Source organism: Sediminibacterium sp., assembly GCF_051860225.1.
In the GTDB taxonomy this organism is placed as follows: domain Bacteria; phylum Bacteroidota; class Bacteroidia; order Chitinophagales; family Chitinophagaceae; genus Sediminibacterium.
In genome coordinates this window covers 135,938-153,010 of the sequence record NZ_JBHYEI010000001.1, presented here as the reverse complement: position 1 = coordinate 153,010, position 17,073 = coordinate 135,938, and the positions used below count along the sequence as shown (strand labels likewise).

Genomic DNA, 17,073 nt, shown 5'->3' with positions numbered 1-17,073 from the left:
ATTTTTATCATTATGAACGCACATCAAATTGTTTACTTAGTATTTGGAATTGTTTTATCTGTTGCCCTGGTATTTGACCTAGGGCTGCTAAGTAAAAAAAATAAAAGCATAACTATTCGACAGGCACTTAACCAAACTATGTTTTGGGTAGGATTAGCGATAGCATTTTTTGTATTTCTCTGGATAGAAGGCCCTGCATTAGCAGCAGATAGCGGTGGAGCAGATATCAGCAGACATCAATTGCCATTCGAGTTTTTGAGTGCTTATTTGATGGAGTGGAGCTTAAGTATTGACAATATTTTTGTATTCATTTTAATCTTTAATTCATTTGGAGTGAAGGAAGCATATTATTCAAGAGTATTGCTTTTAGGTATTTTAATGGCCATTATTTTTAGGGTTATATTTATAACATTGGGAGTAGCATTGGTTGCTAAGTTTGCATGGTTGTTATACTTTTTTGGCGCCTTTTTAATTTACACAGGCTATCATATGTTTAAAGCAAACGAAGAAGAACAGTTTGATCCCCATAAGTCTAAGATTTATAAATTTTTAAAATCCTTCTTGCCATTAGTGAATCACGATGGTGGCGGAAAGTACAGGATTAGAGAAAACGGAAAACCAGCATACACAACATTATTTGTAGTAGTTATTTTATTAGCAGCCATTGATTTAGTATTTGCATTAGATTCTATACCAGCAGTAATGGGCATTTCAAAGGATCCTTTGATTATTTATACTTCAAATATTTTTGCTGTCTTGGGCTTACGTTCTTTATTCTTTTTATTGAGGGGTGCTGTTACTAAATTTGATTATTTACAGCAAGGTATTGCCATAGTGCTTGTATTTATTGGAGTTAAAATGTTAGGAGAGCATTACTTAAGTATGTGGATGAGTAAAACAAGTCAGGTGGCATTATCTTTAGGGGTTATTGTGCTTTGTATTTCAGGTTCTATTTTGTATTCGATTGTATTAGATAAAAAAGGCACGCCAAAAGATATAGTAGATGATTCAGTTAAATGAGATAGCTAGTATTTTGGCTCAACCCTTACAGGGGCATGCAGACCGTGTTATTCAATATTTAATCATTGATAGCCGAAATATTGTAGTGCCTGCGCAAAGTATTTTCTTTGCTATTAAGGGGCCAAGAAGATCAGGATCATCATTTATTTCAGAAGTATATCAACAAGGGGTTAGGGTATTTGTGGTAGATGAAAAAGTGGATACAAGCAAATATCCAGACGCCGTTTTTTTTATAGTAGCCAATAGTGTTCAAGCCTTACAGAAAATTGCCGCATACCATCGGAAAAAATTCAATATACCAATCATCGGTATAACTGGTAGTAATGGGAAAACGATAGTAAAAGAATGGTTGTATCAATTATTGCGACCAGATTATAATATTGTAAGAAGTCCTAGGAGTTATAATTCTCAAATAGGCGTTCCATTAAGTATTTGGCAAATCAATGCACAACATGAGTTAGGAATATTTGAAGTCGGTATTTCGGCAAAAGGAGAAATGCATGCTTTGTCTCAATTAGTGCAACCAACCATGGGCGTGCTTACTAATATTGGGGATGCGCATAATGAAGGGTTCAGTAATGTGATAGAAAAGATGGATGAAAAAGTTCAACTCTTTTCTTACGCAAAAACAGTTATCACTGCAAGTGATTATATTCCAACTTCATTCAGAACCAATGCAACAATTGTTCGGTGGGGATCAAATCCGCTGCCTGGTACAAATAATCAACTACCTGAATTGCAGTTAATAGAACAGCAAAAATCGTCAACGGAAACTAAGCTGGTATTGCGTTATCAGCAACAACGATTTCAGTTGCAAGTTCCATTTACCGACGAAGTATCTATCCAAAATGTATTGACTTGTGTTTTGGTATTGCTGCAAATGAATTATCGTATTTCGGTTATACAAGAAAGGGTGATGCAGCTTACTGCAGTTGAAATGCGAATGCAACTACGGAAAGCAATCAATCAAAGCTATCTTTTGAACGATAGCTATAGCAACGATAAAATCTCACTTTCTTTAGCTTTACAGTTTTTAAAAGAGCAGGCTAATCAACAACCCATTATTGCTATTATTTCAGATATCATTGAATCAGGAGAAGATGGTGAACACTTATATCAAGATGTAGCCAATATGTTGGCAATTAGTGGGGTAAAAACATTACATGCTGTAGGTCCTCAAATAAGCAACTATTTTTCCAAGCATCATGTAGAAAAATTTCCTTTTAGTGTACAAGTATATGCAAGTACTGAAGACCTATTGCATCATTTGCATGAAACCATGTTTCAGCAAAGTTATATTTTATTAAAAGGGGCCAGAAAATATGCATTTGAGCAAATTGCACATTGGTTAGAGCAACAAGTACACCAAACCATCATGGAAATTAATTTAACAGCCATGGTGCATAATTTAAAAGCATATCAATCCCTCTTATTGCCTAGTACCAAAATGATGGCAATGGTTAAAGCTTTTGGATATGGAAGTGGAGCAGGAGAAGTGGCCAGAAGATTACAGCAACAACAAGTGGATTATTTAACGGTTGCTTATGCCGATGAAGGCGTTACGCTAAGAAAGTCAGGAATTCATTTACCTATCATGGTGATGAGTGCTGATGAATATTCTTTTGATGCAATGGTAAATTATTCATTAGAGCCCGAATTATTTTCTTTTGAAATATTAAAGGCTTTTCATCAATACATTTCCAAACAAGGTATACAGCAATACCCCATTCATATTAAGCTAAATACTGGAATGAATCGGTTAGGATTTGATATACATGAAATAACAGCATTATGCAATTGGCTCTCTAAACAAAGTTTACTAAGAGTAAAGTCGGTATTGAGTCATTTAGCAGCCAGTGAAGACCCAAATGAAGATTCATTTACACAAATGCAAGTGGATCAATTTTGCAATGCTTGCAAACAAATTGAAACTGCATTGGGATATGAATTTATAAAACATATTGCCAATACCGCAGCAATCAGAAGAAATCCTACATGGCAATTTGATATGGTCAGATTGGGTATTGGATTGTATGGGGCAGATAATGTACATCAAGCCAATTTGCCTTTGCAAACAGTGGCAACACTTAAAACAACTATTGCGCAAATTCGACACTTAAAAAAAGGAGATACAGTCAGTTATAATCGTTCAGGAATAATCACAAGAGATAGTATTATTGCTACTGTAAGAATTGGCTATGCCGACGGCTATTCAAGACGAATGGGGAATGGCGTTGGAAAAATGTTTATTAAAGGTGCGCTAGCTCCTACAGTTGGGAAAATTTGTATGGATATGTGTATGATAGATATTACCCATATACCTGATGTAAAACCAGGAGATACGGTAGAAATTTTCGGGAAAAATATTTCTATTCAAGAAGTAGCAAAAGCAGCTGAAACCATATCCTATGAGATAATGACAGGAATCAGTTTGCGCGTGAAAAGAGTTTACATTGAAGAATAAATTATTTACAATACTGTTTCTTTAAATAGTCTCCTTGTAAACTACCTAATTTAGCAGCTTGAGTAAAATCTGCACAACTACCCGACTTGTCATTTTGTTTTTGTTTTACCATTCCTCTTTGTAAAAAGAAACTAGCTTCTTTGTTATTAAAGCTAATGGCGGTATTAAAGAATTTCAGTGCATTTTTAAGATCCCCAGCACTATAATAAGTATTTGCTAGCTGAAAGTATAAGTACTCATTGCTGTCTTCAATTTCTAATGCCAAGTTCAAATCTAAAACAGCAGCCCCAGGATTTCCCAATGCTAATCGAATATCAGCTCTCATCATATATGCTTCCGTAGCATTTTCATCAATATCAATAGCTTTATTACAATCTTGCAATGCGCCATTAATTTCATTAAGCCCTCGCTTAATAGAAGCCCTCAATAATAAAGCTTCTACACTACTAGGAGCGGCTTTAATTACTTTATTAATGTCTTCCAACGCATCCTGGTGTCTATTTAATTTAAATAATGCTTTACTCCTGTTTAAGAAAGCATCGGCATAAGTGATGTTTTTTTCAATTGAAGTGTTAAATGAAAGTAACGCATCTTCTGGTTTATCTTGTTCCAAAAAAATGATTCCTTTAAAATTATGCGCTTCAGCATTGTTTGGATCCAATTGAATGGCACTATTAAAATCGGCTAAAGCTTCCTTCTGCATTTTTAAACCTGCATGTGCTCTACCCCTTAAATGATATACTTTAGAGGCTTGCTCGTTAGACTTTTCAACAGTAACAAGTTTATTTAAACCAGCCAATGCTTCTTTATAATTTTTAAATAAAATTTTGTTATTAGCAGTCCTTAGTAAATCTGCAATTGGTTGCCCCCAAATTGGAATTGCTACAGTGGTAACAAAACAGAAAAGAAGTAAGTACTTTTTATTCATAGTGTAGTTGGTAAACAAAATTAGCCGGGGGGTGTCGGTTTTTTTGTTGGGGGGTTCCTGTACCTATTTATAGGTATTAGGAATGCAAATCGTCAAATTTTATTGCGAAGTTAACTAAATTTTATACTTTTAGTACTTACTATAACAATTATGAAATTACATCTCCTATTAACCGCAGCGCTTTTAGCAGGCACCACATTGGGCGTATTTGCTCAAGACAATGACAAGAAAAGAAAAGAAATTGGATTTATTGTAGGATTACAAAGGTCTAATTTGGACTATAATCAAATATCTACAATGAATGTATCAGAAGAAGCTAAAACCAATGTTGGTGGATCCTTCTTTTTAAATTCAAGACTAATTGGCCATTTTATTACGCTAAGAACCGAATTGGGTTTCTATTCTAAAGGTGGAACTTACAGAGGTGGTGCAGTAGATGAAACAAACCTATCTTATGTTGCAGCTCCTGCACTATTATTACAAACCAAGATTGGCTTTTTAAAAGCTTATGCAGGTCCACAAATGGGATTCTTAATTACTGCAAAATCTAAAACAGGTAACTTAGAACAAGATGTAAAAAACTCATTCAAAACAACTGAATTATCAGGTGTGATTGGTGCGGAAATGAATTTGCCTTTACGTTTAATGGCAGGTGTTAGATATAATTTTGGAATTTCTAATATATCCGAAATTGCTCAAGGAACCAGCAGACCAGGTATGTATATGCTTTATGTAGGTCTTAGACTTAGAAAATAATTGCCCCTCCCCCCAGGCTGGAATAGGTTAATAAATTATTATGAAAGTGATGAAGCTTTTACTGTTTGTACTATGCATGGTGGCGTTAATAAACCAATCAAGTGCGCAAAAGAAAATTAAGGTTAGTATTCAACTAACTGATGTACACTTAAAGTATTCCAATAAAAGTGGGACAGATCCAAGAATTAAATTTTTCAACAAGCTAGATAATACCCTATTAAACCCTAAGGATTCCGAAGGGTTTAATTGTTTTCACCTAATAGACTTTAAGCAAACTGATGCAATGGTCGATTATCCATTAATCCCCATTGAATGGGATTTAAGCAATGGCACTGCCATTGGCCTAAAGATGGAGGCATTTGAAAAAAATAAGAAGAAAGGAGATTGTGAGTTTGATGGAAGCGGTTTATTTAATAAAGATAAAATGCATGAATTTGGAGAATGGGTGATAGATCTTAAAACCATTAAGCCAGGTGTCACTTCCGGAAAGATGAATGTGAGTACTTCAGGAGGTAATTTTGCAATTGAATATAAAGTAAAGTACACGCTGCCAGCAGCAGATCCTATTGTATTGGATATTGCATCTGGAAAATATTGCAGTAATAGCAAAGTAAAGTTAACAACAGGCGCTTCCTTATTACCTAATAAAGAAGACGTATTGTTTAAATGGGAATACCAATTAGAAGGTTCATCAGAATGGAGTTTATTGAGTACCACGCAAGCGCCAGAATTACAGGTGTCATTAGCTGATGTGCTTAAAGCAGAACCCATGGCTAATCAAAAAGTAAATGTACGTGCATCATTAATGGTTGGAACAGAATTGGGAATGCCAGTAACGAATGCATTTGTATTTATGCCAGCAGCACCTTCCTTGAAGTTGAATAATATTGTAGTAAGCAATACTTGCAAAGATTTAAGTGAAGGGGTTATCTCAATTAAAAATATTGTAGGATACACAGAGAAGTATTTACTTCAATTAAAGCCAACTGATAGAACAGAACGCAGTACTGATGGAAATGCCCTATTTACCGGTGTTCCAAAAGGACAATACCAATTATTCTTAAGCAACGACGATCAAAATCAGGGTGCTTGTAGTGTTAATTATCCAGTTGTGGTAAATGAACATCCTAAATTAGAAGAACTGAGTAAAAAGATAAATGCCGTTACCTGTAATGGTTTATCTGATGGATCGGTGGTTGTTTCACTTAGAGGTGGTAATCCAGCAGCGCTAAGAGCTACTATATTACCACAAGCTGGAACGATGGAAATTAAAAACAGAGAAGTTGTTTTCAGTGGATTAATGGCAGGAAAATATGTTATTCAAATTTTGGATTCTTGTAACAATAAAATAGAATTTGCAGCAACCTTAACGGAGCCGGTAGCAGCAAAAATTAATGTAACCAATTTGGTTAAAAGTAGCTGTACGGAAACCCCCAATGGTTCATTTACCGTGAATATAACACAAGGGGTTGGACCATTTCGCTATGTATTGGTAAAGCGTGATAACAACAAAGAGATATTCCGTTCAGAGTTTACGAATTTGCCAACATGGATGTTCAATAATTTACAAGCAGGTGAATACAGTGTGTTGGTTTACTCTAACAATAGCGATTTTTGTAAGCCTGTAGAAAGAAAATTCCGTATTGAAGAATCTGTATTAGAGGTGGATGTGAAAATGACTAAAATTGTTCCAGCCACTACTGAAGATGCAAAAAATGGAGTATTGCATTTTGCAGTTTCCGATCCTAAAATTTCATTGCAATATATCTTAACAAACCTAGTAAATAACCAAGTTTATAGCAATACTACTGGCTTATTTGACAATATACCCGCAGGGCGTTATTCATTGGCATTAAAGCGTGCAGATACCAATTGTGGTGATATGCAAAAAATTACAGAGATATTCACGATAACAGCAACTCCAGTTCAAATTGTGGAGGACACTACTGTTAAAAAAGACACTACAGGAACGGGCGGTGGTAATTAAAGATGCCACCTTTCTGTTGTTTCAAAATCGAAACAATCTGGGTCTTTTTAAATCGGGTCTTTTTTATTTGCATACAATTTGCAAACATTTTCCTTTCGCTAAAGCATAACAGAATTAAGTCTTTAATGATTTAATAAGTTGTTTTTCAGGGCCCATAAAACCACCCCTACTCTTGACTTTGCTCCGGTTTTTTCAAATAAACTTCTGCTGTAATTGTCAACGCTGCGAACTGCAATATTGAGCTGATCGGCCATTTCTTTGTAGGTAAGCTCACTAGCGCACAATTGAAGAAACAATATTTCTTTTTCTGTTAGTTTTACGCCACCAGTAGTAAGTGTATCTTTTTGAATGGACCGAATCATGTTTCCAGAAACCAAATCATTGGTGTAAAATCCCTTCTCAACCAATTGAATAATTGCTTTGTGTAGTTCGCTAATTTCAGCTTCTTTTAAAATATAGCCATTTGCTCCTGCTTTTAACATTTTTATGATTGCCTGTTCGTCATCATACATACTCAATGCTAAAATATGGATATGCGGATAATTGGTTTTTAACCAAGAAGTAGCCATATAGCCATTCATATGTGGCATATTGATATCCATTAATATCACTTGTGTATCTGGGAATAGTGCAATTTTGTTTTGTAACTCAATACCATTATTTGCTTCAAAAAGAATATTGATATCTGTATACTCGTTTAATAATGCCGCAATACCTGTTCGGAACATTTTATGGTCATCCACCATGGCAATATTAAAAATGGGTAATTTAGTTTTCATAGGGAACTTGGATATAGATGGTAGTGCCTTTGTTAGGGGATGAAATAATATCTAAGTGACCCCCAATAATCGATATTCTCTTTTTCATATTTCCGATTCCTAATCCTTGCTTCTTACTGATTGGAACTGATAATAAATCAATTCCTTTTCCATTGTCGGTCACTTTAAAATAAAATTGCTTTTTCTCATCCTCCCCAATTTCAATGATGATTTTATCTGCTTCTGAGTGTTTAATTATATTGCTAATAGTCTCTTGTAATAGTCTGAAAATAAAAAGTGATTTTTTATTTAGGTCTACAAGATCATTATTGCAATAATTGATGAATTGAACATCAAACTGTCCGTTTTTTTGTAACCAGCTTACTTCTTGTTCAATTGCTTGAACAAGACCCTGCTGTAACAAGTTTTCTGCTTGTAATAATTTTGCTAATTGTCTTAAATCTTTGATAGAGCTATTCACAAAACTTAATGCAGTTGCCACTTTTTGCTCAGTATTAGTGTGATCACTCACATTTATTGAAGACAGAGTGGCATTTGTTAAACTCAATAATTGCCCAATATTATCATGTAAATCAGCTGCAATTGTTTGTAGTGTTTGTTCCTTAACCTCATGCTCTGTTTTTATAAGTTCTTGCTCAAAAGTGTTCTGCATCATGGTTTTTTCTAATTTATTTTGTTCTTGACGCTTTTGATAGGCAAATACAAAATATACAATTGATACAGTTAAAAACAGGAATACAACTGCACCAATTATTATACCTATAATTAGGTAGTCGTTGGTTTGAGCCTGAAGGAAAATGCTATTAATAAACAAGAATATAGAATTGTAAATATTAAATTATTAAATAAATACCATATTGGCAGAAAAGAATCAAAGTCGTTTAAATATTTAAAATATGCTCCAAAACAGACCAATATAAACAGACCTATGAAAAGAAATAAATACCCAATGCTAATCCAAAAAAATGGATTCTGTAATAGGTTGATGCTTTGTGTATGTTGAATCATTTCTTTGAAATATTCAAAAATATAATAGACAGAAATGCAGCTACCTAGAATAATTGTGTAAGAATTTAATTCGTAGAAACCCTGTATAAAAAGAATATTCGAAACTGAAACAACTATCAGTATCCAATATAAAATTTTAAATCTTTTAAGCGTCTTTGTTGATTTAATAAGTTGGCTATAAAACCATCCAATAAAAATAAATTCATTTAACCTGATTAAATTATTAGCCAAGTAGTTTAAATCATCCTGATTATTACTTACCCAATAACTCATCCAATTAACGATTGCATAGGGCACTATTAAAAGAATAAAACTTTTAAGTACACCATGCTTCAAATAACGATAATTCATTGAATAAATACAGAGTAGAAGCAAAGTCAATATGGATATAAATAGTGTCAATTTTAATTGTGTATAGAATATTGAACTAATTCATTGGTCTCTTTTTGAATTCTTTCTTTAGTTATATGAAAAACTTTAATAAAACAGGAGTATAAAATAATATTCAACACGGTATTAATGAGTTTGAACAGGGTAAAACCATTGAATAAATTGATCTTATGGGTATTTCTTAAAAAAAAACTATTGAATATATCACTTGAATAAAATATTAGAATTCCGGTAGCAAACCAAAAAGAACCAGATTTAAGGAGGTCTATTTTTTCCTCGTTTTCGATGATACTAATAAAGTAAAAGCAAGCCATTATAATCATACTAAAGCTTCCTAAACTCATGGTATAAGTGTGAAAGACCTGAAATCCTTGAATGAGGGTAATATTAATTAGCCATAAAATGGGATATGCTAAAACAAAGTATTTACTAAACCAAGACCATTTATTTGAACCGAAAACTTCAGTAAAAATTAGTCCGTATAAAATAAATTCAATTAGGGTTGCAATATTATACACTTGAACATTCGGTACATGTAATACCCTTCGTTGATAAGTGCCTATTAATTCCGCTAATACAACAATCCCAATGAGCCAAACCAATTTAGCAAATTTGGTTTTTTTGATATGCTTATAATAGATTAAGCCATAGATAAATGCAGCTATCTCAAAGTATAGAAATATAAAGTTCATAATCTCTATGGAATTTCATTGTAACAGTTTTCAGGACATAGCTCCCCATGATTAAATCCTGCAATTGATTTGTTTGTATATTTTGTCCATCTATTATAAAGTGTACGCCCTGCTTTATCAACTGGAAGAAACACAACGCTATTTTGTTCTTCATATTTTTTACCCTTGATTTCACATGCTGTTTGAGGCTGGCCATTTGCTTTTTTATATTTTTTGTCGTAGCGAATCAGATAACATCTTACACCTGCCACATCATTATTAGTTGAGTCACTAAAAAAGCTTCCCATTGCTTCAAAGCTTGATCGATCAAATGTGATAAAATTGGTAACCGTACTGTCTGGTTTTCCTCCGTTCACCCTTTTTCCATGTTTTACATAGACATCTCTTAGTCGAACTACTTCTGAAGAGTCCATTATAAAATTATCGCCCATAAAGTATTTCTCATTTTCTTTCTCTACTGGCTGTTGAATTTTGCCATTGGATTTGCCAATAAAATAACCCGCGACTAGTGCCGCCATAATAAAGAGACCAATTGATACATTTTTCATTTTATAAATGTTTAGATATGATAAGTAAAAGTATTGCTAAAGCCGGGGGTGCTTAGTACGTGATTTTACGTATTCAATAAAGTCATTTTCCGTATTTGTACTGGTCTATATAATGTGAAATTTGTTCCATACAAATTGAAAATACCTATTTGTATAAGGTTCAAATGTGCAGCTTCGGGGGGAGCTGCACATGAATCTTTATAAAACCAAATCGGATAAGTAAAATACCGCTAGTTTTTGACTTTTCCAAATCATAGAGGAATGAATAAGCTGACAAAAAGGGAAGTACAAATTTTAAGTGAATTATCTAAGGGTGCAACGGATGCAGAAATTGCTGGAGTATTAAATATTTCTGTAGAAACGATTAAGTCACACAATAAAAATATTTATAAAAAACTGAATGTTTGTAATAGATCAGAAGCAATAGTAGCTTGGTTTAATTTATTCAAATCTTAGGTACACCAAAGAGGGATTTTTTAATACCCCTCTTTGGTGTATTTTTATTTTAATAAAGCACCCCCACTTTTACTCCCCCCAGGTTTTAAATCCATAATTGCTTTTAAGCATTTGCTTGAATGAATTGAGCTAAACGGTCATACGCTAAACTAATGGGTACACTCGAGAAATTAACAGGGAGGGAAAAGGAAGTACTGTTCTATTTGTGCAAAGGCTTTCTTAATAAAGAAATATCTATCCAGTTGAATATTTCAGAGGATACTGTTAAAAAGCATAATAAGAATATTTTTAAAAAAATAGGTGTGAGAAATCGAGCGGAGGCGATTATTCTGTGCAGCACATCTGATCAAAGTTTTATTTAAAGTGCTGTTATGAAAAAGATTATTTTAATTTTTTTATTTATTCAGTTGAGTTTGACGGTTTTTAGTCAAACGATTTCTAGTGATTTATTGATTGAAAATCACACAGTCCAAATTAATTATCGGAAAGAAGCATTTGGTTTTACAATTTCTTCACAAGTTATTTTTGATAAGCGTAAAATAGTAGTAAGTGATACACTTGTTGATTTAAAACAAGACCCCTTTATTTATCTTATCGATTCTCAGATTAAAAAACTCTTAGATTCAATAATCCCGAAAGTATCTGCAAAAGAGCATTCATTAAATAAAGACGAAAAAATTAAAATATTTGAAAAAATCCAACAAAGTATCAAATTTTCTGAAATAAAATATGGGGTAGCATATTATTACGGTTTAACTGATGAGGAGAAAAAATTATTGGCAGATAAAAAAGCTGCTCTCTTAGATTTTCAGGAGAAACAACATATTCTTAAAAAATCAGGTATTACAAAATGGGAAGATCGAATAAAAGCAAAAGTATTAAAAGAAGAAATAAATGTGTTATCACGCAAAAGAAAATATGAGGTTTCATTTATTGGAAATGCAAACGTAGTAACCTCTTTTAAAGTAGCTAATCAAAGTCAATTAGGTGGTGGGTTTGGTTTGATGGCATATAAGCCAAACAGGGCTGAGTTTATAGGAGTCTTTACAGTTTCACAAGCAAATGATACAATTACAAGCAATGGAACAACAAACAATGATTTTGCCCAATCAGTGTTAATTCCTGGGGTGAGAAGGTTTTCATTATTTACAACATTTCGTTTGAATAGTTTATGGCCATTAGCCTATAATAATATCACCAATAAAATTGGGTTTATTTGGAATGTAAATGTTACGCCTTACAATTGGCTAATTAAAAATAGTAGTAATCAAGATAGTATTCAAGCAAAAGCTTTACCGATTTCAATGGATTTCATGTTTCCTGTTCATTGGGTATCTATATATGAACCTGGTAAAGACATTTTAATTTCATCCGACTTTGGTTTCACCGCTCGCTATATAGCTGGTGATATTAACACAGAGAAAAGAGCCGCTTTTTTAGGAAATAATAAAGCATTCTATGCAGGGTTAATTGCAGGACTTTCTATCAAGTATAATGGTTTCAGGTTTCAGTTTCATGCGCCTATTATTTTTGGAAAACAAGTGCCTGGTTTAACCAATGGACAAGCATACGCTTCAATAAGTATTATCACAAAAATATTTAATGATGTAGGAAATGTTTTAGATAAAAAAGTAAACGATTAGCACCCCTATCAATTCTTAAAAATAAATGAGCAGTATGACAAAATATTTCCTGAAGCTTATAGTATTTCTATTTTTAATAACTGGATTAACACCTGTTTTTGCACAACCCACTATCACTTCATTTAGCCCCATCAGTGCAAAGCCCGGTGATGTAGTTACTATTACTGGAACCAATTTCAATACTGCCCCTGCAAATAATATTGTATTTTTTGGAGCTACTAAAGCAACAGTAACTGCAGCAACATCAACGAGTTTAACGGTTGCAGTGCCTTCAGGTGCAACTTATGCGCCTATCACTGTATTAAATACTGGAACTAGTTTAGCAGCATATAGTTTACGTAATTTCACACCCATTTATAGTCCTGCTAAAACAAATATTACCGCTGCTGATTTTCAAGCTAAGTTTGATTTTTCAACAGAAAGTACTCCTATTTCAGTTGCGATAGGAGATTTAGATGGAGATGGGAAGCCCGATTTGGCAGTAGCTAATTATAATTCAAATACTGTTTCGGTATTACGCAATACATCAACTAGTGGAAGCATAAGTTCTGCTAGTTTTGCTGATAAGGTAGATTTTTCAACGAGAACAGGACCTATTTCAGTTGCGATAGGAGATTTAGATGGAGATGGGAAGCCCGATTTGGCAGTATCGAATGGAAGTTCAAATAATGTATCGGTTTTTCGCAATACAGCTACAAGTGGAAGTATTAACACCAGCAGTTTTGCTGCTAAGGTAGATTTTACAACTGGGACAAATCCTCAATCGATTGCAATAGGCGATTTGGACGGTGATGGAAAGCCTGATTTGACAGTAGCAAATTGGTCTTCAAATACTTTTTCTATTTTTCGCAATACGGCTACAAGTGGAAGTATTAGTACCAGCAGTTTTGCTGCTAAGGTAGATTTTACAACTGGGACAAATCCTCAATCGGTTGCAATAGGCGATTTGGACGGTGATGGAAAGCCTGATTTGGCAGTAGCAAATGGTGGTTCAAATTCGGTATCAGTTTTTCGCAATACAGCTACAATTGGAAGCATTGTGTCTGGTAGTTTTTCCGCTAAAGTAGATTTAACAACAGGTGCTAATCCTCGATCAATAGCAATTGGAGATTTAGATGGAGATGGTAAGTCTGATTTGGCTATAGCAATTCAGAGTTCAAATGCAGTATCAGTTTTTCGAAATACCGCTACTAGTGGAAGCATTGGGTCTGGCAGTTTTGCTGCTAGTGTATTTTTTCAAGCGACTAATGGACCTTTTTCCATTGCGATTGGAGATTTGGACGCAGATGGTAAGTCTGATTTGTTATTCTCAAATAGCGGTACAAGTACAGTATCTGTATTACGAAATACCGCTACTAGTGGAAGCATTGGGTCTGGTAGTTTTGCTGCTAAGATAGATTTTACAACTGGGACAAATCCTTATTCAGTTGCAATAGGAGATTTGGACGGAGATGGGAAGCCTGATTTGGCAGTATCGAATGGTAGTTCAAATACACTATCAATTTTACGAAATGCAGATATACAGTTACCCCCCACCATTACTTCATTTACCTCAACAACTGGCCCAGTAGGAACTTTGGTAACAATAACAGGAACGAACTTAAACAATCCAACGGCAATAACAATAGGCGGAGTAGCAGCGATACCAATTAGCAATACAGGAACTAGTTTAGTTGCGATGGTAATGCCGGGAGCAACAACAGGAGCGGTAAGTGTAACGACAGGAAGTGGAACAGCCAATGGAACAGGAAACTTTACGGTAACAGCCAGCCGAATACCCAATGGCCAACAAGGCGCTAAGCTAGTAGGTACAGGAGCAGTGGGTGCTGCCGGCCAAGGTTTTAGCGTTAGCTTAAGTGCAGATGGTAAAACGGCGATAGTGGGTGGATTTACTGATAATAGTAATGCAGGAGCTGCATGGGTGTATACCCGCAGTGGTGGTGTGTGGACACAACAAGGGGGTAAGCTAGTAGGGACAGGAGCAGTGGGCGGTGCCTTCCAAGGCTATAGCGTTAGTTTAAGTGCGGATGGTAATACGGCGATGGTCGGTGGGTGGGGTGATAACAGTGCCACCGGAGCAGTTTGGGTGTATACCCGCAGTGGCGGTGTGTGGACCCAGCAAGGGGGTAAGCTAGTAGGCACAGGATCAGTGGGTGCTTCTCGCCAAGGTATTAGCGTTAGCTTAAGCGCGGATGGCAATACAGCGCTGGTAGGTGGACAGAGTGATAATAGTAGTGTCGGAGCTGCGTGGGTTTATACCCGCAGTGGTGGTGTTTGGTCACAACAAGGGAGTAAGCTAGTAGGCACAGGAGGAGTGGGTGCTGCCCAACAAGGCTGGTCAGTTAGCTTAAGTGCGGATGGCAATACGGCAATGGTTGGTGGACGTAATGATAACAGTAATGCGGGAGCTGCATGGGTGTTTACGCGTAGTGGAGGAGTGTGGACTCAGCAAGGCGCTAAGCTAGTAGGGACAGGAGCAGTGGGTGCTGCCCGCCAAGGCTCAAGTGTTAGCTTAAGTGCGGATGGCAATACAGCGATAGTTGGTGGATTTGCCGATAACAGTGATGCTGGAGCTGCATGGGTGTATACTCGCAGTGGAGGAGTATGGACACAGCAAGGCGCAAAGCTAGTAGGGACAGGAGCAGTTGGTTCTGCTCAACAAGGTTTTAGCGTTAGCTTAAGTGCGGATGGCAATACGGCGATGGTGGCTGGATTCCTAGATAACAGTAATGCAGGAGCTGCCTGGGTGTATAGCCGTAGTGGCGGAGTGTGGACACAGCAAGGCTCAAAATTAGTAGGCACAGGAGCAGTGGGTGCAGCCTACCAAGGTAATAGAGTTAGCTTAAGTGCGGATGGCAATACGGCGATGGTTGGTGGAAATGCTGATAACAGTAATGCCGGAGCTGCATGGGTGTATAGCTATGTACCAACTCCAACCATCACTTCTGCTACTTATAATGCAAATACAGGTGTGTTATCTGTTACTGGAACAAATTTTGTATCAAATGCAGGAGCAACTAATGATATTGATCTTAGCAAGTTATCATTAACTGGAGAAGGCGGTAGTTCATATACTCTAACAACTTCTCCAAATGTTGAAATAACTGATGCAACCAGTTTTAGTATTACACTTAATTCTACAGATATTGCTGCAGTAAATCAAATACTCAATAAGAACGGAACAACTTCTACTGGAGCTACAACATTTAATTTGGCAGCCGCAGCTGATTGGATGGCTGGTTCTTTGGGAAATGCAGACTTAACAGGAAATCCAATTACTGTAAGTAATGTAGCGGTTCCTACCATTTCTTCTGCTACCTTTAATATATCAACAGGATCTTTGGTAGTTACGGGTGCCAATTTATTAAAACTATCTGGAGCAACCAATGATATAGATGTTACCAAGTTTACAATTACCGGACAGGGGGGAGCTACGTTTACCTTAACAAACAATACTACCAATGTTGAAATAACTGACGCAACAAGTTTTACGGTTAGTCTAGGTGCAACAGACCGTGCATCATTAATTAGTTTACTTAATAAAAATGGAACAAGCTCAGTTGGTGCAACAACGTATAATTTAGCTGCTGCTGAAGACTGGAATGCAGGAGCAGATGCTGCTGTAGTAATAGCAGATTTAACTGGTAATATCATTACTGTAAGTAATGTTGCAACGATTACTACCACAGGCACTTTAGCTGCATTGACAACAACTTACGGAACTGCATCAAACAGTACTAGCTTTAATATTAGTGGTGCTTCATTAACTAATGATATCATTGTAACAGCTCCAACTGGTTTTGAGGTAAGTCTTTCATCAACTACAGGATTTGCTAATACAGTTAATTTAACTCAAACAGCAGGTATAGTTCCATCAACTACTATTTATGTAAGATTAAAATTAAGCAATACTGTAGCTGCCTCACCATATAATGGCAATGTGGTTTGTACAAGTACCAATGCGGCAACAGTAAATGTAGCAACTGCTTCAAGTACTGTAACAGTAACCCCACTTACGATTACAGCAACAAACGTAAATAAAGCTTACGGTTCAACCTTAACAGGTGCTGCAGGGTCAACAGCGTTTACGAGTACAGGATTATTAAATAATGAAACCATTGGAAGTGTAACAATCGCTTATGGTACAGGTGCTGCACCTACTGCTGCTATTGGAACATACACAGGTAGTGTAACCCCAAGTGCTGCAACAGGCGGAACTTTTGATGCGAATAATTATACCATCACTTATACTGCTGGTAATATTATAGTAGGCAAAGCAAACCTTACAATTACTGCAACGAATGTAAACAAGCCTTACGGTTCAACCTTAACAGGTGCTGCAGGGTCAACAGCGTTTACGAGTACAGGATTATTAAATAATGAAACCATTGGAAGTGTAACA

The 17,073-nt window shown here is 35.7% G+C and carries 13 protein-coding genes; 8 read left to right on the top strand and 5 right to left on the bottom strand.

The features are described 5' to 3' along the window. Window positions 1-12 precede the first annotated feature (12 nt). Window positions 13-1,020, top strand: a complete 1,008-nt coding sequence (locus tag ACTIEI_RS00575) for a TerC/Alx family metal homeostasis membrane protein (RefSeq protein ID WP_439504328.1) — start codon at window positions 13-15, stop codon at window positions 1,018-1,020. Beyond that, the gene (locus ACTIEI_RS00570; RefSeq protein ID WP_439504327.1) at window positions 1,004-3,484 is read left to right on the top strand and encodes a bifunctional UDP-N-acetylmuramoyl-tripeptide:D-alanyl-D-alanine ligase/alanine racemase; all 2,481 of its coding nucleotides are present in this window, start codon (window positions 1,004-1,006) and stop codon (window positions 3,482-3,484) included. Before ACTIEI_RS00575 ends, ACTIEI_RS00570 begins: the two co-directional genes overlap by 17 nt. A gap of 1 nt (window position 3,485) precedes the next feature. Here the strand turns inward: ACTIEI_RS00570 and ACTIEI_RS00565 are convergent, their stop codons facing one another. After that, window positions 3,486-4,412, bottom strand: a complete 927-nt coding sequence (locus tag ACTIEI_RS00565) for a tetratricopeptide repeat protein (protein WP_439504326.1) — start codon at window positions 4,410-4,412, stop codon at window positions 3,486-3,488. A gap of 150 nt (window positions 4,413-4,562) precedes the next feature. Between ACTIEI_RS00565 and ACTIEI_RS00560 the strand changes: the two genes are divergently transcribed. Beyond that, a complete protein-coding gene (locus ACTIEI_RS00560; protein ID WP_439504325.1) occupies window positions 4,563-5,168 on the top strand; it encodes an outer membrane beta-barrel protein in 606 nt (201 codons plus the stop codon). A gap of 40 nt (window positions 5,169-5,208) precedes the next feature. Then, window positions 5,209-7,155: a hypothetical protein gene (locus ACTIEI_RS00555; protein WP_439504324.1), complete on the top strand. Its 1,947-nt coding sequence runs from the start codon at window positions 5,209-5,211 to the stop codon at window positions 7,153-7,155. A 122-nt stretch (window positions 7,156-7,277) separates the two neighbouring features. Here the strand turns inward: ACTIEI_RS00555 and ACTIEI_RS00550 are convergent, their stop codons facing one another. The 4 genes from ACTIEI_RS00550 to ACTIEI_RS00535 all read right to left on the bottom strand — a co-directional run bounded on the left by ACTIEI_RS00550 (window position 7,278) and on the right by ACTIEI_RS00535 (window position 10,572). Next, complete coding sequence (locus ACTIEI_RS00550; RefSeq protein ID WP_439504323.1) at window positions 7,278-7,934, bottom strand: response regulator; 657 nt, start codon at window positions 7,932-7,934, stop codon at window positions 7,278-7,280. Next, a complete protein-coding gene (locus ACTIEI_RS00545; protein WP_439504322.1) occupies window positions 7,924-8,748 on the bottom strand; it encodes a sensor histidine kinase in 825 nt (274 codons plus the stop codon). The genes ACTIEI_RS00550 and ACTIEI_RS00545 overlap by 11 nt, the downstream gene beginning before the upstream one ends. A gap of 598 nt (window positions 8,749-9,346) precedes the next feature. Continuing rightward, complete coding sequence (locus ACTIEI_RS00540) at window positions 9,347-10,024, bottom strand: hypothetical protein (RefSeq protein WP_439504321.1); 678 nt, start codon at window positions 10,022-10,024, stop codon at window positions 9,347-9,349. A 5-nt stretch (window positions 10,025-10,029) separates the two neighbouring features. Beyond that, window positions 10,030-10,572 (bottom strand): hypothetical protein, encoded by a 543-nt coding sequence (locus ACTIEI_RS00535; protein WP_439504320.1) that lies wholly within the window; start codon window positions 10,570-10,572, stop codon window positions 10,030-10,032. Between the two features lie 261 nt (window positions 10,573-10,833). Between ACTIEI_RS00535 and ACTIEI_RS00530 the strand changes: the two genes are divergently transcribed. From ACTIEI_RS00530 to ACTIEI_RS00515, 4 genes are all read left to right on the top strand, one after another. After that, window positions 10,834-11,028 carry a response regulator transcription factor gene (locus ACTIEI_RS00530; RefSeq protein ID WP_439504319.1) on the top strand — a complete coding sequence of 65 codons (195 nt, stop codon included), beginning with the start codon at window positions 10,834-10,836 and terminating at the stop codon, window positions 11,026-11,028. Window positions 11,029-11,180: 152 nt separating this feature from the next. Continuing rightward, entirely contained in the window at window positions 11,181-11,390 is a 210-nt protein-coding gene (locus ACTIEI_RS00525; protein WP_439504318.1) for a response regulator transcription factor, read from the top strand. A 9-nt stretch (window positions 11,391-11,399) separates the two neighbouring features. Then, window positions 11,400-12,671, top strand: coding sequence for a hypothetical protein (locus ACTIEI_RS00520; RefSeq protein ID WP_439504317.1), 1,272 nt, complete (start codon window positions 11,400-11,402; stop codon window positions 12,669-12,671). Window positions 12,672-12,705: 34 nt separating this feature from the next. Then, window positions 12,706-17,073, top strand: a 4,368-nt coding sequence (locus ACTIEI_RS00515; RefSeq protein ID WP_439504316.1) for a beta strand repeat-containing protein, incomplete at its 3' end; no start/stop codon positions are given.

Coding starts and splice junctions, on each gene's coding strand:
- ACTIEI_RS00560 (WP_439504325.1), top strand. CDS start 4,563: ATGAAATTACATCTCCTATTAACCGCAGCGCTTTTAGCAGGCACCACA.
- ACTIEI_RS00565 (WP_439504326.1), bottom strand. CDS start 4,412: ATGAATAAAAAGTACTTACTTCTTTTCTGTTTTGTTACCACTGTAGCA.
- ACTIEI_RS00575 (WP_439504328.1), top strand. CDS start 13: ATGAACGCACATCAAATTGTTTACTTAGTATTTGGAATTGTTTTATCT.
- ACTIEI_RS00555 (WP_439504324.1), top strand. CDS start 5,209: ATGAAAGTGATGAAGCTTTTACTGTTTGTACTATGCATGGTGGCGTTA.
- ACTIEI_RS00530 (WP_439504319.1), top strand. CDS start 10,834: ATGAATAAGCTGACAAAAAGGGAAGTACAAATTTTAAGTGAATTATCT.
- ACTIEI_RS00520 (WP_439504317.1), top strand. CDS start 11,400: ATGAAAAAGATTATTTTAATTTTTTTATTTATTCAGTTGAGTTTGACG.
- ACTIEI_RS00570 (WP_439504327.1), top strand. CDS start 1,004: ATGATTCAGTTAAATGAGATAGCTAGTATTTTGGCTCAACCCTTACAG.
- ACTIEI_RS00540 (WP_439504321.1), bottom strand. CDS start 10,024: ATGAACTTTATATTTCTATACTTTGAGATAGCTGCATTTATCTATGGC.
- ACTIEI_RS00525 (WP_439504318.1), top strand. CDS start 11,181: ATGGGTACACTCGAGAAATTAACAGGGAGGGAAAAGGAAGTACTGTTC.
- ACTIEI_RS00535 (WP_439504320.1), bottom strand. CDS start 10,572: ATGAAAAATGTATCAATTGGTCTCTTTATTATGGCGGCACTAGTCGCG.
- ACTIEI_RS00550 (WP_439504323.1), bottom strand. CDS start 7,934: ATGAAAACTAAATTACCCATTTTTAATATTGCCATGGTGGATGACCAT.